General features: G+C 56.0%; 16 protein-coding genes. 8 read left to right on the top strand and 8 right to left on the bottom strand.

Annotation, left to right across the window (positions count from 1 at the left end; all coding sequences use genetic code 11):
• Nucleotides 1-42: 42 nt before the first annotated feature.
• Both ACO6TI_RS17495 and ACO6TI_RS17490 read right to left on the bottom strand, forming a co-directional pair.
• Entirely contained in the window at nucleotides 43-576 is a 534-nt protein-coding gene (locus ACO6TI_RS17495) for a response regulator (RefSeq protein ID WP_208992810.1), read from the bottom strand.
• A gap of 164 nt (nucleotides 577-740) precedes the next feature.
• Nucleotides 741-2123 carry a class II 3-deoxy-7-phosphoheptulonate synthase gene (locus tag ACO6TI_RS17490; protein WP_055118702.1) on the bottom strand — a complete coding sequence of 461 codons (1383 nt, stop codon included), beginning with the start codon at nucleotides 2121-2123 and terminating at the stop codon, nucleotides 741-743.
• Between the two features lie 274 nt (nucleotides 2124-2397).
• Between ACO6TI_RS17490 and ACO6TI_RS17485 the strand changes: the two genes are divergently transcribed.
• Nucleotides 2398-3129 (top strand): VIT1/CCC1 transporter family protein, encoded by a 732-nt coding sequence (locus ACO6TI_RS17485; protein ID WP_029066505.1) that lies wholly within the window; start codon nucleotides 2398-2400, stop codon nucleotides 3127-3129.
• A gap of 25 nt (nucleotides 3130-3154) precedes the next feature.
• On the opposite strand, the gene ACO6TI_RS17480 is transcribed toward ACO6TI_RS17485, so the two are convergent.
• Complete coding sequence (locus ACO6TI_RS17480) at nucleotides 3155-3748, bottom strand: gamma-glutamylcyclotransferase family protein (protein WP_055119056.1); 594 nt, start codon at nucleotides 3746-3748, stop codon at nucleotides 3155-3157.
• Nucleotides 3749-3841: 93 nt separating this feature from the next.
• Between ACO6TI_RS17480 and ACO6TI_RS17475 the strand changes: the two genes are divergently transcribed.
• The 3 genes from ACO6TI_RS17475 (at nucleotide 3842) to ACO6TI_RS17465 (ending at nucleotide 8405) form a co-directional block, all read left to right on the top strand.
• Nucleotides 3842-5035, top strand: coding sequence for an aminotransferase class V-fold PLP-dependent enzyme (locus tag ACO6TI_RS17475; protein ID WP_422382981.1), 1194 nt, complete (start codon nucleotides 3842-3844; stop codon nucleotides 5033-5035).
• An 85-nt stretch (nucleotides 5036-5120) separates the two neighbouring features.
• Nucleotides 5121-6659, top strand: a complete 1539-nt coding sequence (locus ACO6TI_RS17470) for a diguanylate cyclase domain-containing protein (RefSeq protein WP_422382980.1) — start codon at nucleotides 5121-5123, stop codon at nucleotides 6657-6659.
• Nucleotides 6660-6860: 201 nt separating this feature from the next.
• On the top strand, nucleotides 6861-8405 hold the full coding sequence (locus tag ACO6TI_RS17465; RefSeq protein WP_422382979.1) for a diguanylate cyclase domain-containing protein: 1545 nt from the start codon (nucleotides 6861-6863) through the stop codon (nucleotides 8403-8405).
• Nucleotides 8406-8462: 57 nt separating this feature from the next.
• Here the strand turns inward: ACO6TI_RS17465 and gor are convergent, their stop codons facing one another.
• The 3 genes from gor to rpiA form a co-directional block, all read right to left on the bottom strand.
• Nucleotides 8463-9839 (bottom strand): glutathione-disulfide reductase, encoded by a 1377-nt coding sequence (gene gor / locus ACO6TI_RS17460; protein WP_055118711.1) that lies wholly within the window; start codon nucleotides 9837-9839, stop codon nucleotides 8463-8465.
• 218 nt (nucleotides 9840-10057) lie between these two features.
• Complete coding sequence (locus ACO6TI_RS17455) at nucleotides 10058-10573, bottom strand: DUF2059 domain-containing protein (RefSeq protein ID WP_209003842.1); 516 nt, start codon at nucleotides 10571-10573, stop codon at nucleotides 10058-10060.
• Between the two features lie 56 nt (nucleotides 10574-10629).
• Nucleotides 10630-11322 carry a ribose-5-phosphate isomerase RpiA gene (gene rpiA / locus ACO6TI_RS17450; RefSeq protein ID WP_422382978.1) on the bottom strand — a complete coding sequence of 231 codons (693 nt, stop codon included), beginning with the start codon at nucleotides 11320-11322 and terminating at the stop codon, nucleotides 10630-10632.
• 222 nt (nucleotides 11323-11544) lie between these two features.
• On the opposite strand from rpiA, the gene ACO6TI_RS17445 reads away from it, so the two are divergent.
• The 4 genes from ACO6TI_RS17445 (at nucleotide 11545) to ACO6TI_RS17430 (ending at nucleotide 18330) form a co-directional block, all read left to right on the top strand.
• Nucleotides 11545-13329, top strand: coding sequence for a methyl-accepting chemotaxis protein (locus ACO6TI_RS17445; RefSeq protein ID WP_422382977.1), 1785 nt, complete (start codon nucleotides 11545-11547; stop codon nucleotides 13327-13329).
• Nucleotides 13330-13423: 94 nt separating this feature from the next.
• A complete protein-coding gene (gene gph, locus ACO6TI_RS17440) occupies nucleotides 13424-14095 on the top strand; it encodes a phosphoglycolate phosphatase (protein WP_196892935.1) in 672 nt (223 codons plus the stop codon).
• Between the two features lie 543 nt (nucleotides 14096-14638).
• Nucleotides 14639-15118 carry a toxin-activating lysine-acyltransferase gene (locus ACO6TI_RS17435; protein ID WP_422382976.1) on the top strand — a complete coding sequence of 160 codons (480 nt, stop codon included), beginning with the start codon at nucleotides 14639-14641 and terminating at the stop codon, nucleotides 15116-15118.
• A 56-nt stretch (nucleotides 15119-15174) separates the two neighbouring features.
• On the top strand, nucleotides 15175-18330 hold the full coding sequence (locus ACO6TI_RS17430; protein ID WP_422382975.1) for a calcium-binding protein: 3156 nt from the start codon (nucleotides 15175-15177) through the stop codon (nucleotides 18328-18330).
• A 155-nt stretch (nucleotides 18331-18485) separates the two neighbouring features.
• On the opposite strand, the gene ACO6TI_RS17425 is transcribed toward ACO6TI_RS17430, so the two are convergent.
• Together ACO6TI_RS17425 and ACO6TI_RS17420 are read right to left on the bottom strand one after the other, a co-directional pair.
• The gene (locus ACO6TI_RS17425) at nucleotides 18486-20447 is read right to left on the bottom strand and encodes a DUF4139 domain-containing protein (protein WP_196899108.1); all 1962 of its coding nucleotides are present in this window, start codon (nucleotides 20445-20447) and stop codon (nucleotides 18486-18488) included.
• 286 nt (nucleotides 20448-20733) lie between these two features.
• A complete protein-coding gene (locus ACO6TI_RS17420; protein WP_144436148.1) occupies nucleotides 20734-21624 on the bottom strand; it encodes a hypothetical protein in 891 nt (296 codons plus the stop codon).
• Nucleotides 21625-22189: the final 565 nt, after the last annotated feature.

Below are 22189 nucleotides of genomic sequence, written 5' to 3'. Positions count from 1 at the left end.
TCGGAAACCTCCCGAGCGCACGCGAAGGCGGCCCCTGGCACGTCAGAGCAGTGCGAGCCCCGCTTCGTCGTCGGGTTGGGATTCCGGGGCCAAATTCGATATGTCTGTTATGTTGAGCTTGCGCGCCGGCTTCTGGAAGCCTGGCCCCATGATGCCTTTCGAGCGCCCATGCATTTCCTGGCGTTCCAGGATTTCACCAATATGCCGGTAAAGAATTGCGGGCGCGATCGGTTTGGCAATGAAACCATGGATACCAATTCCGATCGCCTCCAGGATTGTTGCGCGCTTGGCATGAGCCGTGATGACCAGAACAGGCATCGTCGAAATCACGAGATCCCGGTCGCCTCGCAGGATTCTCAGGAATTCGCTTCCACCAAACGGATTCATCACCCAGTCGAGCAGAACGACATCAGGCTTCCTGTCGACAACAAGTTCGAGTGCTTCGGCGCCGTCGCTTGCCTCAAAAACCGATCGGATACCGAATCCGGTCAATACCGAGCGCAAAATGGTGCGCATATGAGGATTGTCTTCCGCAATCAGGCAGGAAGCCCTGGACAGATCCCACTTCTCACGCAATGTCCCATCTCCTCCAAGCGAGCCTTTCTTGTTCACAGGTATGGGGAGCGAGCGTTAAACGAGACTTACCGTCCCGCTGCAATTTTCGTAAAAATTGTCAAAAATACCAAAAAGGGCGGTTCAAGCCGCCCTTTAGGTTAACGTCAAGTAAGCAACGCCGGTCGTTACGCGCTGGCAGCCATTGGCTCTGCCTTCCGGCCATCGCGCTCCTTCTTGAGATTTTCCGCGATGAGAAACGCAAGTTCAAGGGCCTGATCGGCATTCAGGCGCGGATCGCAATACGTATGGTAGCGGTCGCCAAGCTGTTCAGCAGTCAACGCACGGGCACCTCCGGTACATTCCGTCACGTTGCGACCTGTCATCTCCACATGCACGCCGCCTGCATGGGTTCCCTCGGCGCGGTGCACGGCAAAAAACGCTTCGACTTCCTTCAGGATGCGATCGAACGGACGCGTCTTGTAGCCCCCGGCAGTGATTGTGTTGCCGTGCATCGGATCACAGGACCAGATAACGGACTTGCCTTCACGCTCAACCGCCCGCACGAGTTGCGGCAAGTGATCGAACACCTTGTCGGCACCAAAGCGCGCGATCAGGGTCAGGCGACCCGGTTCGTTGTCCGGATTAAGGATGTCGACCAGTTCAAGCAGTCCGTCAGGTGTCAGGGATGGTCCGCACTTCAAGCCGATCGGGTTCTTGACACCGCGGAAGAATTCCACGTGAGCATGGTCCGGCTGGCGTGTCCGGTCACCGATCCAGATCATGTGTCCCGAAGTCGCGTACCAGTCGCCGGAAGTGGAATCAACGCGTGTCAGCGCTTCTTCATACCCCAGAAGCAATGCTTCATGGCTGGTGAAGAAATCCGTTCCGCGCATCTGCGGCACGTTATCGGACTTGATGCCACAGGCGCGCATGAATGCAAGCGACTCTGTAATCCTGTCCGCGAGCTCCTTGTAACGATGCCCCTGCGGGCTGTCGGTAATGAAGCCCAGCATCCACTGGTGTACCTGATCAAGGTTCGCGAAACCGCCCTGCGCGAACGCACGCAGAAGGTTCAGCGTTGCCGCTGACTGGCGATAGGCCATAGCCATGCGGCTCGGATCGGGTATCCGGCTGCCGGAATTGAAATCGATGTCGTTGATGATGTCGCCACGGTAACTCGGCAGCTCGACATCGTCTTTCTTTTCGATGTTCGATGACCGCGGTTTTGCAAATTGACCCGCAATACGCCCGACTTTCACCACCGGCTGGCTCGCTGCATAGGTCAACACGACGGCCATTTGCAGGAAGACGCGGAAAAAGTCCCTGATGTGATCCGGATGATGTTCGGCGAAGCTCTCGGCGCAATCGCCTCCCTGCAGAAGGAAACCGTTGCCCGCGGCGACGTCGGCCAACTGTTGTTTCAGCGCACGCGCCTCACCTGCAAAAACCAGAGGCGGATAAGTCGACAGGCGCTGTTCAACACTCGCCAAAGCCTCTTGATCCGGGTATTCCGGAACCTGCAAGATCGGTTTAGATCTCCAAGAATCCGGGCTCCACTTGTCCGCCATTTATTCTACTCCTACTGGACTCGCGACATCATTCAAACCTGAATGCGCAGTCCGCGACATTTTCATTCGTTTCCATTTGCCGGGTTAAAGCAAACGTGCGGCGTTATACACGCGGTTGGTCCGTTATGCCACAGGGGAATCTGCCAAAATTGCGGTGAACCGTAGAAGACCGATTCCTGACCGTTTGTCGCGTGGAAACCCTGCCTTGACACGGATCATGGCACGGCCGGGCCTTACTGATCACCCTAACGTAGCACAAGAATAGGACAGACCCATGCCAACTCCTAGACTGGAGCACAGCCACAGGCCTGACGACATCGCTTCAAGACTCGCTGTCAAGCCGACCGCGAGTTATCTGCGGGACTGGATATACGGTGGTATCGATGGCGCAGTCACGACCTTTGCGATCGTCGCGGGTGCTGTGGGCGCTGCGCTTTCACCGAAAATCATTCTGATACTGGGTGTTGCAAACCTTCTTGCAGACGGGTTTTCCATGGCGGCTGCAAATTACAGCGGCTCAAAGTCCGAAACGGAGGATTACGCCCGGCTGATGGCCATTGAAGAAAAACACATTGCCGTCGCGCCAGAAGGTGAAAAGGAAGAAATCAGGCAGATATTCAGGTCCAAAGGCTATCAGGGCAGCGACCTTGATGATCTCGTGCGTCTCGTGACATCCAACAGGACCACCTGGATCGAAACGATGATGCAATCCGAATACGGACTGTCGGCAGCGACCAGATCTCCTTTCAAAGCGGCTCTGGCAACCTTTGCCGCGTTTGTCGTTTGCGGCAGCCTGCCTCTTTTGCCCTTCCTGATGGGCCTTGGGGCCTCTGAAATCTACACGACCGCACTTACGGCACTTACATTCTTCCTGATCGGTTCGATCAAGTCGCACTGGTCTACCAAAAACTGGGTCTGGTCAGGACTGGAAACGACCGGCATCGGCCTTTCGGCGGCGGCAATTGCCTATTTTGTCGGTTACCTGCTGCAGGGCTTGATTGCCTGACAAGATCCGGTCCCCTGTTCAGGTCTCACGGCATATCCAGAAATGTGAGGCCGTGCCTTGCGGTCGCCTCGTCAAGGACACTCAGGACCTGTTCGGGCAAGGCAACTGCCCTCGGATAGGCGGGATTTCGCCGGTCCTTGAGAACTGGTACATGCCAGCCTTCAGTCGTGTCCAAAAAGTGCGCAACACCCTCTTCTCCCCAAAACCGGTAGAACCCGGCCAGAACACAATCGAGATAACTTTGCAGGATCGGGTGTGTTTCCGTTCCCCACCGGTAGTGATCCGGCGCTGCGACAAAAACAAACAAGTCTTCCGGGCCGTTCTTCTTTTCAGCATCGCAGCGAAAAGATCCGCCGACCTCTTCCACCTTGCGGTATCGTTTCTCGCGTTTTTCAAGTTCCTTCAGACCTGACCGGGGCTCGCGTACCATCACGCCCCTGATCTCGTTTCCCGGATCTTCCCGAACACTGAGTGCACAGCGGCCCTGACCGTCCGGCCCCATGCCACAGACCCGCCATTCCCTGACCCACCCTTTCAGCGTTCCAGGGGTCGCCACAGCGTCAGCCGGAATGGTGTCAAGATTGACGAGCGAGCCGTATCCAAAATATGTGATCGTCATCGCGTACAGGTCTTTTTTCCTTGGGGAGCCGTCTCGATATCTTTCGTGAGCCCGCATCCCATAACCAAACAAAATTCACATCCGAGGTTTGTCATGATCGTCCCATCCCTTTCCCGACAGGATATTGCGGTTCTGAGGGAAGACACCCCCGGTGTAAGTCAGCTGATCCACTTTAACAACGCCGGAACAGGACTGGCACTCAAGCCGGTTCTCGATGCCGTGAAGCAGCATCTGGACCTGGAAGCACAACTGGGGGGCTATGAGGCAGCGGCTGCAAACAAGCCACGTATGGACACTTTTTATACGAGCCTGGCAGCACTCATCGGCTGCAAGCCGCATTCGATCGCCTACATAGAAAACGCGACGCGTGCCTGGGACATGGCCTTTTACGGAATCGATTTTCGCCAGGGTGACCGGATCGTCACCGGCAGATCCGAATATGTCTCGAACTACCTTGCTTTTCTTCAAATGAAGCAGCGCAAAGGCATAGAGATCGATATCGTGGAAGATGATGCCAGCGGGCAAATCGATCTTGCTGCCCTGAAAGCTGCTGTCGGCAAGAAGACACGCCTGATTGCCCTGACGCATATTCCGACATTCTCGGGTCTGATCAATCCGGCAGAAGACGTCGGAGACATCGCACAGGCCGCCGGTGTTCTTTATCTGCTGGATGCGTGCCAGTCGACCGGTCAAATTCCCCTGAACGTCCACGAGATAGGCTGTCACATGTTGTCCGGCACCGGACGGAAATATCTGCGCGGCCCCAGGGGGACCGGGTTCTTGTATGTCAGTGACAATGTGCTCGATCAGCTCGATCCTCCTTTCATCGACCTGCAATCCGCGAACTGGACTGCCGACAACACCTATGACCTGGTTCCGCATGCCCGGCGATTTGAGACCTGGGAGCGATACGTGGCAGGCCAGATCGGGCTCGGCGTCGCGACGACCTATGCAATCGGGTTCGGAATGGAGCGGATCGGAAACCGGATTTGCGCGCTCGCAGCTCAATTGAGATCCGAACTGTCCGGACAGACCGGCGTCACGCTGCACGACAAGGGAGCGCGCAAAGGTGGAATAGTCACCTTCGCTCTGGCGGGCGAAACTCCATTGCAAACAAAAGCACGGCTTGGCGGGTCCAGGATCAACGTGTCCGTGAGTTCGGCATCGTCGGCCCGGATCGACCTGCCACACAGAGGACTAGATGCCGTGGTCCGGGCATCGGTGCACGCGTTCAACACGGAAAGTGAAATAGAACGTTTCGTTAAGGCTCTCGCCAGTTTGAGTTGACATCTCGCGCCACACCCGGGCTCGACCACCCGGCGTTAAGCTTCCTTTGCTATTTAAGGGACCGGATTACATCGGGGCGGTTATTTTGTTCTGGAACAGGAAAAGCGGCGACATTGCGGGTACCACGGACGGGAGCCGGGCGGCGACGGGGAGACAGATAAAGATCTGGATCTATGGGCTCGCGGCGATGCTGATCGTGCTCTCTACCGCCTCCCTGACCTTCATCGCGCATCTTGCCTGGTCCGAGGCGGACAGGCGTTCACTCGAAGGCGACAAACTCCGTTTCACAACGGCTTTGAAGCAGTATCAGAAACTCATTGCGCTCGACCAGATCGGACTTGCACAGTGGGACGAGACCTTTACGGCGCTGCAACACCCGCTGAACCGGGATTTCATCGAAGATCTCCTGGTTACAGATTTGTGGGAGCAGTTCGATCTCGAGCGAACATTTATTGTCAACGCAGATGGCAGCCTGATCGCACAGGCCATCGAAGACATCACCCTCTTTCCCACCGAGACAACTGCGGCCGATCCAGTTATCAAGCATCTGGCCGACCGGACTCGCGAGAGCTTTGACGCGCGCACGCGCAAGGCAAGCACGGGACTTGCCGATTGGTATTTGCCGCAATCCGTCCTGCTCGAGGTGTCAAACTCGGCATACGCGATCATTGACGGGCAGCCTGCTCTTCTTGTCGCGGTTCCTGTCCTGCCGGACGAAGGTCGCGTCAACTGGACTGAGAACAATCCTGCAGTCCTGATCAATGCAGTCTATTTCGACAATGAATTTCTCGCCGAACTGAACGAAGCCTTGAACTATCGTGATTTTCAGTTCTTTGCCGGGGAACCGGCGAGCAGACATCCGACAAATCATCTGGTCTGGGCTGCTGACGGTTCGGTGCTCGGATACTTCCGGTGGGATCATGAAAAACCCGGCCTGCACATCTGGTTCATGGCGTTGCCGCTCATTGTTCTGATCACGGCCATAATTGCAGTTGTCGCCTTTGCCATTGCCGCGAAAATCAGCCGTCTCTCGACATCACTTGAAGAAAGCGAGCGGAAAAACCACCACTTCGCCAATCACGATGCGCTCACCGGCCTGCCGAACAGGCATCACTTTTCCGACCGCCTCTCCTTTTCGATAGATAATCTCCCCGACAAGGGGTTCGCCCTGTTCGCATGCGACCTGGACCGGTTCAAGCCTATCAACGACACCTTCGGGCACGAAGTGGGAGACAAGGTCCTTTGCCGGGTTGCCGAACGATTTCAGAGCCATTTCGGCAATGACGATGTTGTGTGCCGGATCGGCGGGGACGAATTCATTGTCCTCATGACGAAATATTCGAATCTCGACGAACTGGAAGACCGGGCAAACAAGCTCAGAACCGAGATGTCCGCGCCAATCGAAATCGGCAACGGCGAGACGGTCCAGATCGGCGTGAGCGTCGGCATTGCAACGGCACCGGAATGCGGCACGAACGACAAGGACCTGATCTGGACGGCAGACATGGCGCTCTACCGAGCAAAAGAAAACGGACGAAATGTGGTTGAATTTGCCGTTCCCAGGTATTTGAAAAAGACAGACAGCGACAATCTTGCGGGTTTTCGCGTGCAATCGGGCAAGTAGAAGTTCTTTCGCCCCGATTCGATTCACTGCTATTTTTCACAATGAATAAATCGCTCACTTTTAAGTTATATCGTTAGTAACTACTAATATTTTGTCGAATTAATTACTATCAGAACTCCCTGTTAAGGCTTCACATCTAAAATTCCCGGAGATAACAGCAAGAAACACATAACCAACCGTAGTATTTAAAGAGACTGCAACTTGAGCGAATTCCGGCGTAGGCATAGCGATCAAGCTCCGAAACTTGCCAGACAGCATATTTCGCGTCTCGCGTTCATGCTTGCCGGTCTTCTGATCGCCGTTACGTCGATTTCCCTGATGTTTGTCGGTTTCATCGCCACGCGGGCATCAACGCAACAGACGATCGCCAACGAAGAGCGCCTGTTTCAAAGTGTCGTCTCGGATCGACTGCGCGCGATCGTGCGGGAGCAAATCAGGATAACGTCATCCGACACATCGGTCGAAAACCTGGTGCGAGGCTTCAATCCTGCCTTTGCGCGGCAAAGCTTCGATACGCTCTGGACCGACTACAGGCACGACAAGATCATGTTGATCTCCGGAGACAAAAAGGTCCTCGCGGAGTCCTTCGAAGACTATACGCACATCATCAAGCGGCCCCTGGACGAGACTCCCGAACTCGAGATCATTGTTCAAAAACTGACCGCGAAATACATGCGCAACCGGGTCCGTGTTCCAGGCGGCTTCGGGTATCGTTCGCTCCTTGATATTGATCCGAAGGACTATGCGTTGATGGGATATGTCCGCATCGACGGCAAGCCCGCCATATTCGGCGCAATGCCGGTCATTCCGGACAAGTTTCACACAACGCTTCCAGACGGACCTCCGACGATACTGCTATCCGCGCTCTACATCGACGAAACGCTACAAAAGCAGTTGAACGCTCAACTCGACTTCACTTCCTTTGCATTCATCGACACTGTTTCCGCTGACTATGATGGGCCCATCCATCCCGTCTCGGACCAGACCGACATCCCGCTGGGTGCGTTTCGCTGGGAAAGCGAATCCGCCAGCACATCCATCTGGCCAACGATCATTCCGGTCATCGCCATCTTGAGTGTTGCGCTCGGCGCACTCGCGTTCGGGATTGCCTGGCGCATAGGCCTGCTGACGACCTCTCTTCAGGTGAGTGAGCAACAAAACAGATATCTCGCCCTCCACGACACGCTTTCAGGCCTCGGAAACAGACTGCTGTTCAATCGGGTTCTGGATACGTCGGTAAAGGAACTTCCCGAAAAGCACTTTGCGGTTCTTCATTGTGACCTCGATAAATTCAAGTCCGTGAACGACACTTTCGGGCATGCTGCGGGAGATGAAGTCATAAGGGTGGTGGCGCACCGGATGCAGGAAACAGTGGGCAGACAGGGCCTCGTCTGCCGGATCGGTGGTGACGAGTTCATGGTGATCTACCGCAAGGAAACGGCAAAAACGCAGTTGCAGACGCTATGCCGTACGCTCGTTGCTTCCGCCCAGGAGCCCATTTCATGTGGCGACGGCACAAAGGTAAGCGTCGGCCTCAGCATCGGGATCGCCTGCGCTCCCGAGGATGGTTCCGAAGGGGAGCAGCTTGTCAGCCGATCAGACGCCGCTCTCTACCGGTCCAAAGCCATGGGCCGCAGCCAGTTCACGTTTTTCTCCGACATTCCGACACGGGACGCAGACGAATGCAAATCCTCTGGCCCCGATAAAGCCGGGCACGTGGAAACCTACAGCAAGGCGGCAGGCTAAGCCTGCATCCCATCCGCAGAGATTTGCCGGCAATGGCCGCATTTGCACGGACCGGTTTCAGCCACGCAGTTGTTCTGTCGGCTCACGCATCGTCACAAGTTCTTCGGCTGCTGTCGGGTGAACGGCAATGGTGCGGTCGAAATCCGCCTTGGTCGCACCCATCTGGAGCGTAACACCCAGAATCTGGGCAAGTTCGCCCGCATCAGGACCAACAACGTGCACGCCGAGCACTTTTTGCGTATCGGCATCGACGATCATTTTCATGAGCATCTTCTCATCACGTCCGGACAAGGTGTGTTTCATCGGCCTGAAGCTGGATTTGTAGATGTCCAGGTTTGGTGTGCGTTCCAGCGCCTGTTCCTGGGTCAGTCCCACTGTTCCCATCTCGGGTTGGGAAAAGACTGCCGTGGCGATCAGGCTGTGGTCGACCGTCCAGGGATTGTTGCCAAATACCGTGTCGGCGAATGCGTGCCCCTCACGGATTGCAACCGGGGTCAGGTTCGCACGGTTTGTGACATCACCAACCGCATAGATCGACTCAATGTTCGTTCTAGAATCGGCACTCACCTTGATAGCTCCGATCCGATCAATCTCGACACCGGCCTTTTCCAATCCCAGATCGCTGGTATGGGGATTCCGGCCGATTGCAAACATGATCTGGTCGGCAGCAAGGCTTTTGCCACCCTTGGTATTGCCGGTCAGCGACCCATCGCTTTCCTTCTCAATGGCGGAGAACGCATCACCCAAAATGACCTTGATGCCCTTTTTCTCCATTTCCTGGCGAATTGTGGTTCTCAGATCCATATCGAAGCCGCGCAGGATTTCCTCACCGCGATAAATCAGCGTCGTGTCCGCCCCGAGACCGTTGAAAATACCGGCGAACTCAACGGCAATGTAACCGCCACCGGCAACAATGACCTTGCGCGGAAACTCCGTCATGTGAAAGGCCTCGTTGGAGGTGATCACGTGTTGCATGCCCGGTACGCTGTTGTCGACATTGGGCGACGCACCAACTGCGATCAGAATGTACCTTGCGGTCAATGTCTGGCCGGTCGACAGCAGGCGGACGGTATGTGGATCCTCGAGCACGGCCCGGCTATCGTGGACCTCCACGTTCGTCCGCTCCAGGTTACGGCGGTAGATGCCTTCAAGACGCGTAATTTCCTGATCCTTGGCCGCGACCAGTTTGTCCCAGGAAAAACCACGTTCCCCGACGGACCAGCCGAAACCTTCCGCATCTTCAAATTCTTCGGAAAATTTTGACGCGTAGACAAACAGTTTCTTGGGAACGCAACCCCGGATGACACACGTTCCGCCATACCGGTATTCTTCGGCAATCCCGACACGAGCGCCATGTGTTGCTGCAATGCGTGCGGCCCTAACGCCACCCGATCCGCCGCCAATAACAAAAAGGTCGTAGTCGTAGTCGGTCATTTGTGCCTCTTTTGAAATCACCCGTCATACACCCGGCGGGTTCCCAGCCTGCCCGCACATAAGCGATGTAATTCGCCGTGCAAGCCGTCATCTGAGCCAGCGTTGGCGTTCCATGCCAGGAAAACCAGATATTGGAACGGTTTGGGCCGCTTCCGCGGCCCAAACGCCGGTCAGAATACCAGCTTCAATTCTCTGTGTGGTCCCCGTTATCGGAACGTTTATTCAACCTTGTTTCTCTTTTGCAGTTCCTGCTGGACCATCGTCACCATGTCAGTGGAAAGCTTGTCCTGCCATTCCCGGGCAGCACCCACGGAAAGCTGTGTCACGGCCGGCAGTGCGCTGGTGAGCTTTTGTCCAAGATCAGTGGTGTAGAATTCAGCCAACTGGTTCAGCTCTTCTTCGGTAAAATTGGTTGCCCAGGCCTGATAAACCAGTTTGTTCAGATCAGACCGGGTCGGCGCGAGCTGCAGCGCCACGTCCTGCGTGATTTCGATGATTTCCTCGGCACGAGTCGGTTCCGCCTGAATGAATGCGGTCCGCGTCTGTTCGGCAAGTATCGGCAGGATTTCGTCGAAAGGCTCCAGAACCTTTGTGACTTCGGCCACGTTCTTGGCCGCTGCCATATGGCTTTCGGAAATTGCGTCCTGTGCAATCGCCGCCGATGTAAAAATTCCAACGGCCGACATTACCGCACCCAATACGGCCGCCCGCGGAAGTGCTTTCATAAGTGTCATTTTTCTACTCCTACGCGGCACTCCGGAAATTTCTGCGGAGGCCAAATCCAAAACAGTCAGACAGGCAAGACGGTCTTTACCCCATCCGAGCCCGCCACGTAAGCTTTTGTTGCAAGTCCGATGAACAGACCATGTTCAACAACGCCCGGTATCGCCACGAGCCGGTTAGCCAGAGATTGCGCCTGAGGTATGGCCTCAAGATGCGCATCCAGGATGTAATGGCCACCGTCGGTGACAAAGGGCTGCCCACTGCCCCCTCTCAATTCCAGTTTCTGCGGCAGACCAAGGTCGTCGAATACGCTCAAGACAGCGTTGCTTGTGGCCTGCAGACCGAACGGGACGACCTCAATTGGCAAGGGAAACTGTCCAAGACTTGCCACTTCCTTGCTGCTGTCCGCGATCACGGTCATCTGTCCTGATGCAGCCGCAACGATCTTTTCACGCAACAGCGCGCCACCACCGCCCTTGATCAGAGCGAGTCCGGCATCAAACTCATCCGCTCCGTCGATCGTCAGGTCAAGTTCCGGAAGATTTTCCAGCGTCGTCAGGCGGATACCAAGTCCGGAGGCCAGCTCCCGCGTTCTTTCCGACGTCGGCACACCGATGACGTCCAGTCCCTCTCCCACACGCTTCGCCAGTGCGTGCACGAAGAATTCCGCCGTCGACCCGGTTCCGATGCCAAGCCGCATTCCCGAGGTCACATCATCCGCTGCACGCTCAGCTGCCTGCTGTTTAAAATGATCGCTCATCCACTATTCCTTCAGCCACCACCCCAGCGGATGGGCCGCGGCCGGTTACATATTCCTGATCGCCGGGTGCTTAACATGGCCAGCCTCCGCCGGTCCAGTGGCATTCCCGACTTCCGTGAGGAAACAGCTGGAGAACCGGAATAATGAATTTGTTAACCATGATTTTAGAATGAACTGCGATCTTGAACGCAATTTCCCGAGGTTTGAAAAGCATGGTCTCAAATGAATCTGTTTCGGCGCAAGAAATCCACGCTTGACGAACTGACCGACGCCAGCACCAACCCTGGGGAAGAAACCGGGGCTCAAGCCCCGGCGGACGATGCACGCGAAGGCCCGGACCAGAACAAGTCAGATCAGCTTGAGTTCGTGCTTGATAGTCTGGAAGACGATCTCCAGGTCGCAGCCAGGACAATCAATATTGCCGCGGACAAGGTTCAGGACCGGCTGGTCGGTCAAATGGATACACTTGAGGCAATCCGAAGCGATACTCAATTGCTTTCAGGCCAATCGGCCGTTGCAGATGAAAACGCCTCAAACCTGGCGACATCCATCCGGGAACTGTCAGCCTCCAGCGGCGAGATCGGATCACAGGTCGGTGTTTCCAACCAACTCGCTGATGAAGCGCGTGAAATCGCAGATCAGGCCAATGAAGGCGTACTTGAACTCAAGGGCGCCATTGATGACATTGCAAATGTTGTCAGCCTTATCTCGGACATCGCAAAACAAACAAACCTGCTGGCCTTGAATGCAACCATCGAAGCTGCCCGTGCGGGAGAGGCAGGTAGAGGCTTTTCCGTGGTCGCAAGCGAGGTCAAGGCCCTGTCTGTCGAGACGCAATCGGCAACGGAGCAGATCGTCTCCAATATTGAAAAGCTGAACCTGTCCGCGGAACACAGCCTGGGTTCGGTCAACAGGATCATCGACATAATCGGAAAAATCCGGCCGAGTTTTGCCACTGTCGAAGACGCGGTGCGCTCCCAGGTAAACACGACCAATCTGATCGGTGAACAAGCAAACAAGACCGCTGACTTTGCCCAGGAGGTAGTTCGCAAGGCACAGATAATCACCGAAAGCGCGGTCTCGGCAGAAGAAGGGGGCGCACTGGCCCGCGAATCCGGTGCGCAGATGAGTGCCGCCAGCCGATCGCTTCAGAACCGGTTCACAATGATGATCCGGCAGACGGGACTCGGAAACAGGCGGCAGCACGACCGTCTGCCGGTCAAGATCTCCGGGTCGGTCGCAAACGGCTCCGCGACAGGCCAGATCGAAACTCTGGATATTTCAGAGGGCGGCCTTCTCTTCAAGGCAAACAGTGACCTTGCCCTGAAGCAAAACGACACCGTTCAACTCGAGCTCAATGGACTTGGCAACGTCACCGCGAGACTGGTTGGCGTATCGGACAACGGATTTCACAGCTGTTTCCAGGATCCCGAACCGGCCTTCGAGCAAGCCCTGCGTCGCAAGCTCGCCTCCATTCACGAGAGCCACGCCCGCGAAGTGGACTGTGCACAATCCGGCGCTTCAAGAATAGAAAACACCATGCAGGATCTTGTCTCGCGAAATGTGCTGACCCTGGACGACCTGTTCGACACGGACTATCAACCGATTGAAGGAACGAATCCGCAGCAGGTCTCAACGCGGGCGTTGCAGCATCTGGAAAACGTGCTTCCGGAAATCCAGGAAGACATTCTCGCCAGTGGCACGGAACACGGCATGGCATTTTGTGCCTCTGTCGACCGAAACGGATACCTGCCGGTTCACAATCTGGTCTTTTCCAATCCGCAGCGTCCCGACGATCCTGTCTGGAATACCGCCAATTGCAGGAACAAACGGATATTCGACGATCGTGCCGGTCTCAGTGCGGCACGCAACACGCGGCCCTTCCTTATCCAGTCGTATGCACGGGACATGGGTGGTGGCAATATCGTCTGGATGAAGGAAATCGACGCACCGATCCTCGTCCAGGGCAGGCATTGGGGCGGCTTCCGCACGGCCTATAAACTTTAGGCGTCGTTTGAAGCGCCATCACGTCAGCGCACACTTGCAGTTCCCCTCCATTTCCGGGTACGCAGGAAGTTCATCTCACCGGTTCGAGGGTTTCATGTCAGTTCTTGTATTCGATCTGGATGGCACGCTGGTGTCGTCGATGGAAGATCTTGTCGTCACACTCAATGTCGTCCTGACGGCAAACGGCCACCGTGAAGTCCCCCAGGAAAAGGTCGTCCACATGGTTGGCATGGGCGCCAGGATCCTGTTGCAGCGCGGGCTCGAATTCAACAAAATCGAGTGGACGGACGAGATGGTCGACCCGCTGTTCCGTCACTTTCTGGACCACTACGCCGCCAATATTGCCGTGCATACCAGACCGTTCGAAGGTGTCGAGGCCTCACTGGAAACGTTCAGAAAGCAAGGCTGGAAACTCGCGGTCTGCACCAACAAGGCCGAGCGACTGACCCTTCCGCTCCTGGATGCACTTGATCTTGCGAAATATTTTGATGCTGTCGTCGGCGGTGACACTTATGAACGGTCCAAACCCCATGCGGATCCGGTCCATGGGGCGATAGAGCGCGCGGGTGGTACAGTCGAGGGCTCGATCATGATCGGCGACAGTGGCACAGATATCAACGCAGCCCGCAATGCCGGCATTCCAGTCATTGCAGTCGATTTCGGTTACACGCCTGTCCCCGTTTCCGAACTCGGACCGGACAAGGTGATTTCGCATTTCGACGAACTCGGTGCCGCTATTGAAACGCTTCCAGGCCTCAAGCACTAGAACAAACGGCAATACTCTTGTCACTATTGTGCACTCTCATCTTTATTACATAGAAATCTCGTAAAATATTAACTCGTGATAGAAATCACAATACACTTGAACACTCAGGGATTCATTTGTGCTTTAAGTCACAAACATTCAAAAAAACACTACTTACCACACTCATATTCTGTCGATATCCATTTTTACCAAACCTTTAGTGACGCCCGTCACTACTCGTTAACCAAAACTGCCCCAAGGTCACCTTGTCGCTAGGGAATGCCAACCGGCTGACCTTAAAAGCGACGGGGGCTTTGATTAGCAGTACCGAACATATTCGTCCGGATACTTCCCCTATTTTCAATACCTGGTGGGTCGCCACGGCGATTACATGAATATCAAGGCGATGTTTTCGCCTGAACTGCTTTTGCAAAACGCTAATACTTTGTCAGGTCGACCAACCTGGCTCTGAAAACCGCAACCGATAGATCGGAAAGATCCATCGGAAAGGCGCCGCTCGGCCTGTTTCAGCCAATGCCGGAGCGTCAGATAGTGAGCTAACGGATGCATGACAACACGAATACCAATCTGGAGCCTGGTCTCGATTTCACCGTCCTGGGAGAGAGTCTTGCGCTCATGGCCCAGTGCGATCTTTACAGGTCACGCAGTATCGACCAATTCGGCGCATTGGTTCTTCCACCCATGAAACTGGGACAGTTCCGGATCTGGCGCCGCAAGGGTCTGGCGGTGGCGCTGGCAACCTGGGCCTATCTCGACACGGATACGGAAAAGGCGGTTCTGGAGGACGACACTCCCCTGTCTCCGGACGAATGGTCTTGCGGAACCAATCCGGTTGTCATGGATCTCGTTGCGCCTTTCGGTGACGGCTTCGCCGCTTCAAGAGATCTGGTGCGTACGGTTTTTCCAGGCCTTGCCTTCAAGGCCGTGCGGCGTGCGGCGGACGGCCGTCCGCGCCGCGTCGTCCAATTCGCCGGTTTGAATGCCGACGGACAAAAAGTCAGCCGCTCATCCCGAATCTACTGACTGTTTTTCAAAAAACCTAAATTTAAACAATAGCTTGGACAAAAGGAATTTGACTCATGGGAAGTTCTACAAAATCGATTCATCAGACATACAAACTTTGGGGTATCAGCGTTTACAAGAATGCCGGCAGCGGCAATGACAAACTTTATGGTCACGCTGCAAAGAACCACCTTCTCGGCGGCTCGGGCAATGATACGGTTTACGGATACGGTGGCTGGAACAAGCTTGACGGCGGCAGCGGCAACGACCTCGTCAAGGGTTACGGCGGGTCCAACTATCTTTACGGCGGATCCGGACATGACCGCGTCTACGGATACGGTGCCTACAACTCCATGTCAGGCGGTTCGGGCAACGATTCCATGTACGGTTATGGCGCAAAGAACAAGATGTGGGGTGGTTCCGGCCACGACTACATGAAGGGAACCGGCGCATATAACTACATGAGCGGCGGCGATCACAATGACCGCATTTACGGCCATGGCGCCCGCAACGAAATGTATGGCGGCAATCACAATGACAAGCTCTATGGGTATGGCGCCTCCAACAAGATGGACGGCGGCGCCCACAACGACTCGCTTTATGGCTACGGTGCCCACAACGACATGCAGGGTGGCAGCGGCAACGACTTCCTGGAAGGCTGGGGAGCAGTCAACATCATGCGGGGTGGCAGCGGTAACGACGTTATCAAAGGGCGCGGCGCACTCAACACCATCTATGGCGACAGCGGCAACGACACGATCGAAGCCATTGGCGGCGTCAACAACGTGCATGGCGGCACCGGCGACGACAACATCAAGGGGATCGGCGGAACCAATGTTTTGCGCGGGAATGACGGCAACGACACGATAACGGCCGTTGGCGGCGTCAACACCGTTTTCGGCGATGCAGGCGATGACACGATGATCAGTGCCGGTGGCGTCAATGTCATGTTCGGTGGAACCGGCAACGACAAGATGATTGCCAGCGCCCTTCTGGCGACCAGCCAGAGCGGCGAAGCGGGTGACGACACGATGGTCGCTGTCAGCAACGCCAACCTTCAATGGGGTGGCGACGGCAACGACACCATGGTCGGCATCGGCAACCTCAACATCCAGTCGGGTGGAAATGGCGACGATCTCCTTCTGGCGGCCGGTCAGACCAATGTCCAGCTCGGCCAGGACGGCAAGGACAAGATGTTCGCCGTTGGCAGCCTGAATGTGCAGGTCGGCGGTGACGGTGAGGATCTGGCCGTCGCTGTCGGCAGCACCAATATCCAGTATGGCGGCAACGATGCCGATATCCTGGTCGCCGGTGGTGGCGCCAACATTCAGATCGGCGGCACCGGAAATGACTGGCTGATCGGCGCTGGCAGAGGCAACGTCCAGTTCGGTGCGGAGCTCTGGTCAACGATCCCCGATGGCGTCAGTCTTGCCGGGTTCGATCTCGACGCGGCGAAGGACAAGCTAGCCGATTACGCCAATTCAACCGGCTCCGACGGCACCAACGTCATGCTGGCTGGTGGTGAACTCAACATCCAGCTCGGCGGCGCAGAAACGGACATTGCCATCGGTGCCGGCAAGGGCAACATCCAGGCAGGCGGCGGTGGCAGCGACGTCCTTCTCGGTGGCGGCAAGGGTAACCTGCAGTCCGGTGGCGACGGCACGGACCTGATGATCGGTCTCGGCCGGGTCAACGTCCAGGAAGGCGGCGGTGACACCGATGTCATGATCGCGGTGGGACGCGGCAAGGATGCCGGTGTCCAGCTGCAGTTCGGCGGCGATGCGACCGACTTCATGATCACCCGCGGCGGTGACGGCGAAGCCGACCCGTTCAAGGCCTTCATAGATCACTTTAAGGAAAAGGCTGCCGAAAAGGCGGACGAAAACAAGGACGAGCAAAGCAACGACACGGAAGCGACCTCGACGACGACCGAAAACACCGGTTCCGATGACACCAAAAAGCAGAGCCTCACGGAGAAAATGAAGGAAAACGCCCCTTCGCTGAACCTGCAGTTCGGCGGTGACGGCGGCGACCTCTTCAACACCGGTGGCGATCTGGGCTTCCAGATGGGCGAGGAAGGCAACGATATTTTCCTTGGCGGCGGATCGTTCAACTTCTCCTTCGGTGGCAACGGCGACGACCTGATGATGATGACGGGTGAAAAGACGAACTTCGTCTTCGGTCAGGACGGCGGCGACTGGCTGATCGACACAGGGGCATTCTCGGACTTGTTCTGGTCGGCGGTCTTTCCGCAGCTGCCGGATTTCGGCACGGGCGACAGCTCCGATGCATCTTCCCTGCTGCCCTTCGATCTGTCGTTCGGCGAAACACTGTCAGGCATCAACGACAAGGTGGACAGCGTTAAGGCGTTCCTGGATGAGATGAACCCGCTTGACGACATTGTCGATGCGGTCGGTGACGTCGTCGACGATGCCAAGGAAGCTGTCGAAGACATTCACGACACGATTACCTCCATCTTTGACTATTCCAGCACTCAATATTTTGGCGGCAGTGGCAATGACTTCCTGACCGGAGGCAAGGCCGGTGGCGATGCGATAGGCGGCCAGGGCGACGACACTTACCTCTTCACCTTCGGCTCGACCGGTGAGATGGATGTCGACGAGGCTGGCCTCGACGCAGCGCGTGAACTCGGTGACTTTGTTGGATTGGCCAGCGACAAGCTGGACGCCATCTCCGGTGGCGGTGGCGGCTCCGATGTTCTGGAACTTCGAAACGCCGGCGAAATGGATGCCAGCGATCTTCGGTTCTTTGTTGAAGGCGGCAAAGACCTGGTGATCGAGGGCGATGGCGGCAGCGTCCGGATCAAGAACATGCACGAGGAAGCGACCAAGGTGGAAACCCTTCGTATCGTCGGTGAAAACGGGACGCAGGACATAGATATAGGGTCAGCCTTTGATGACGGACTTTTCGTCTTTACCTGGTCGGATCGTTCGGGAGCAACCGGGATCGAGGCACTCGATGATTTTGAAGAAACCTTCGACGATCCAACAGCCGGCATGATCGATTTCGACGGTTACTTCGGGGCACATAGTGCCGAAAGTTCAACCGAACTCGCCTTCGCAAACGCGTTTGACGGGTGGTTGGACACGATTGTCGATGCAGGTTCCAGCTTGCCTATCGTTGGCGGCACGATCGGCGCGGCAGGTGAGCTCGCCGAAAGCGTCTTCGCCTTCCAGACCCCCGAAGTGCCGGACGAGTTCAGCTTCCTCTGATCAGGGAATTCTCCAAACATCCTTCGCCGGGGAGTTATGTTGCGCGCGCAACTCAACTCCCCGGCGAATGTATTTCGGCTTCACTCGATCGCATGAGCCAGGATGGGTCACGTCTTTCTGGATCGCGACCAACCTGCCGGGCAGGCCTAAGCCCTTCAGAAGTTGTTGATTGCCGTCCCCAATTGCTTGCGCAGTTCGGCAAGGCGTGCTTCGAGCCGCAGAGTTTCCTTGTCGAGCTCCTCGATCCTGGTTTCGGAGTTATCCAGTTTTTGAAGCGAGCGCTTGTAAAGGTCCGACCCGGGAGACAGCGCCGAAAGGTTGGCACGGTGGCGCTGCTGATTGTTGATCTCCTCAGACTTTCCTTCGCGTGAATATTGTATTTGAGACTGTACCTGCGTCCTTTCGGCCTGCATGTCAGCGAGAGCCCTCAGCTTGTCGGCACTCTCCGTGTCAGGTACCCGTCGCACGAGGTTCAACAGGCCGATTTGGTCCGTGTTGAAAAGGGCATGCCTTTCTTCCAGCGTCCGCTCCGCTTCCACGGTTGCCGCAACCGTCTCGCCCATTGGTACAGTGAGTTTCAAGCGGCGGTGCGTTTTGGTGGAATCCAGGTACTCGGGCGATGAAAAGCGCCAGCCTTCCCGGCGGGGATGCTCAATGATAACCTGGCGGTCACCGTCGGGAGCGCCCCTGACGGTGTAGACCGTCTTCGATCTTTCCTCGACGGTTGCTGTCAGTATGCCACCGCTGACCTTGACCGACGTGATCTCCTGTGTCGGTTCGGTTTCCGTTGCCACCCTCACCTTGCGATCGGTCGCGAAACTCGCCATGCGAAGTTCACCGGCCGGCATCCCGTTGATCTGCGCATCGCCGACGTAACCTTCCTTTCTGTCGTAGACGGTCAGGATGCCCTTCGGCAGGCTGGAGTCTGTTTCATTCTTGATCAGGATCGCTGCGATTGGGTGGTCAAGGCCACTCTCGGGTTGGAAGACCGACACGCTCTCGGCCGAAACAACCGCATCGACGATCGGCGCCGAAAGCGTTTCGCCACTTTCCAGGTCAATCGCGTCAGGAAGCGCAAAGAACGCCGTTACTGCGCCTTCTTCCGCTTGTCCGACCTGAGCCTGCGCCATCGCCTCCTCCATTGGTGGTGCAGCGGCATAAGCCACTCGCGCGCGGGCTTCATTGGCTCGCTTCATCAAGGCGTTGCCTGCGAACCCGTCTTGAAACCCCTCGATTGCGCCGCTGTCTGCCCTGGGCACATAGCCGCCGGCAACATCGACGGGCACTTCCGGTCTTTGCCGCCAGTAAAGATCATGCAAGCGCTGTTTCAAGGTGACCGGCGCTCCGGACGACAATTTCACCCGCACATCGTCCCAGTCTTCGCCACTTGCATTTTCAAGCACTGCCCAGGCCTGAAGCCGGGCCTTGTCCTCCGGCAGCATGACAACCCGGTAGGCCGTCTTCCAGATCGGCGTCGGCACGACATAGGAGACGGAGACTTCGCGAGCCCCCTCGCCGGCAACCTTGATCGAGACGGTTCTTGCGCCATCCGACTTGCCGCTTCCGACGGCAGACAAGGCTCTCGAGACTTTCTGCTGGATATCATCGTCGAGAAACCGGATGACCGTGTCCGGTTCCAGATCGACGCCGAGAATGCCGCCATCGCTCAAGATAGACGCCACGCTGACCTGTCCGTCATTGCCCTTGTTCTGCACCGACACGCCCATCACCAGGCCCTCGACCAGGGTGCCCTGCTTTTCCAACTGGACACGTGTTCCCTGCAGTTTTGACAGCAGCCTCGCGGGCGATTGAAGATCTTCGGCGGCAAAGGGCAGGTTCTTGAACGTTTCGGCAAGCGGATTGGGACCCGGCAGAGAAAGGCCTTCGACAACACCCGTTGCATCGTAAACCACGATGCTTTTCAGAATATCGTTCACCTGTTCCAGCGGAACGGTCATCAATATCTCGCCGGTGCTGTCGATTTCCGCCTTGCGGACGATCTCGGCCAGACCGCCGGACGACAATGTAATGCTCGTGATCGGACCGTTTTCTTCCGCTTCGGCAAGGGCGGAAAAGGTGACACACAGAAAGGCAATTGCAGGCAAACGCATAATCATCAAAACACTCCAACGCAGCTATTGGTGGCAGAGCGTCCTTGATAATTGCGGCCATAGTGGGAATGGCCAACAAATGCTGGTCATCGTAACGGTGCCTATGGCTATAACCATTTGGAGCGGCATATCCGAGTAACCCGCAGCCTGGTTTCAAGGGCGATCAGCCCAATGGTGGCAATGCGTTGGTCGCGCAGACGCCCGATGCCTCGTCTCCCGTTGCGCGAACCACCAGGTCGACCGGGGCGTTTCTTTTTGCGAGATCGACAGGTCCCGTCTTCTCGAGCCACGACTAGTAGCTTCGATGAAGTCGCATGCGATCCCATTTGTAGTAGATGCCAATTTCGGTTCCACCCGAAACTCCCGGAATGTCGACCGCAGTCAGGTTTTTCTCCGAATAGTCGATCAGCGCTTCGCCATACAGCGTCTTGGCAAGACCCGGCAGTTCGGTCCGCAGGGCCTCAAAGGCCGGGTCACCACCCTTCGCCCAATCCGCAAGCTTGTCCATTCTCTGCACAACTCTAGAGTTCGTGGCCATGCCTTCTGCCACTTTCTTGATGATGTTCGGAAGGTTGCTTGATGCGATCTTTGCCGCCTTTGGATCAAGGAACGTTTTCCACTTTCCCCCGACACTCAAGGCCCAATCTGTCCCGGTGGACACATGGCCATCAAAGCTGGCCGCTGTCGGAAATCCCGTCGCCAGGACGATCGCCGCGCCGCCAGACACACCCGCAATTGCCCCCAGACGTCCCGAAGAAGTTGATATCACCGCTACCGCCGGGTTTTCGTCACCCACCTTGCACAATATGCCGATAGCAGCCTCGCCCGACACTCCGGCACCAACGCTTGCCTTGAAAAGAAGTCCACCCCAAGCGTGCGCTCTTCCTTTGGCCAGTTGAGGTTTCCAGGAGCTGAAATTACCGTAGACCGTGCCGCCAAAGAAACTCTGGCCGTCTCCCCAACGTGCCTCGAATGCTCCATCCCTGTCCCAGTTTCGGGACAAGCCACAGATCCTCTTTCCAGACCCTGATTCTTTCAGGTTGAATTTCCAACCGTTTACGTCCCCGGTCCAGGCGCCCATACCGGCGCTCGTGAAACGTCGAAACCCTGCCGGAATAGGCCGCACAATTCGCCAGGTTCCGCTGTAGTTGGTGTCCTTGTCTATCTGAAGAACAACCTTCATCTTCGGATTCTGTTTTGATGCCGGGATAATAATATCTATCAGGAACGACATGATTCAGCCTCTGCAATGACTACAAAAAATATCTACAACGGTGACAAGGATTTCTTTTTGCTAACTCGTAAAGCAAATACAGTTTCCCGAAACCAGTTTTACCATCACCACCAGACTGTCTCCGAGCGCATTAGTGTCATACTCACAATGAGACTGCGGCTTGCGTTCCGACCAGTTCGCGGTTCCCGGTCAGCCCCGACACGCCAATCCAGCATTATCCCTTTGCATTCAAGCGTCCGATCCGGTTTTCATGTGAACACACCTCACATCGGCTACGCATGATCTGCGTAATTTCAGAAGTAACTCGTTCGCTACTTTACTATTTTCGTTTTTAATTTCTAATTCGATTCAAATTTCTTCCGAATTTATCGCAAATACCAACTCTCTTCAACGATGGAAGCCTACACAGTGCTGGAGAGAGCTAAAACCAACTCCTGGAGATGCAGAAGGGTTTCCATTCACACACGAAGTTCGTTGGCTCAAATCCGGTCTTGACCTGCAACCGTCCAGCCTG

The organism is Roseibium album, assembly GCF_965233825.1.
In the GTDB taxonomy this organism is placed as follows: domain Bacteria; phylum Pseudomonadota; class Alphaproteobacteria; order Rhizobiales; family Stappiaceae; genus Roseibium; species Roseibium album.
This window is presented reverse-complemented; position numbering and strand designations above follow the sequence as displayed.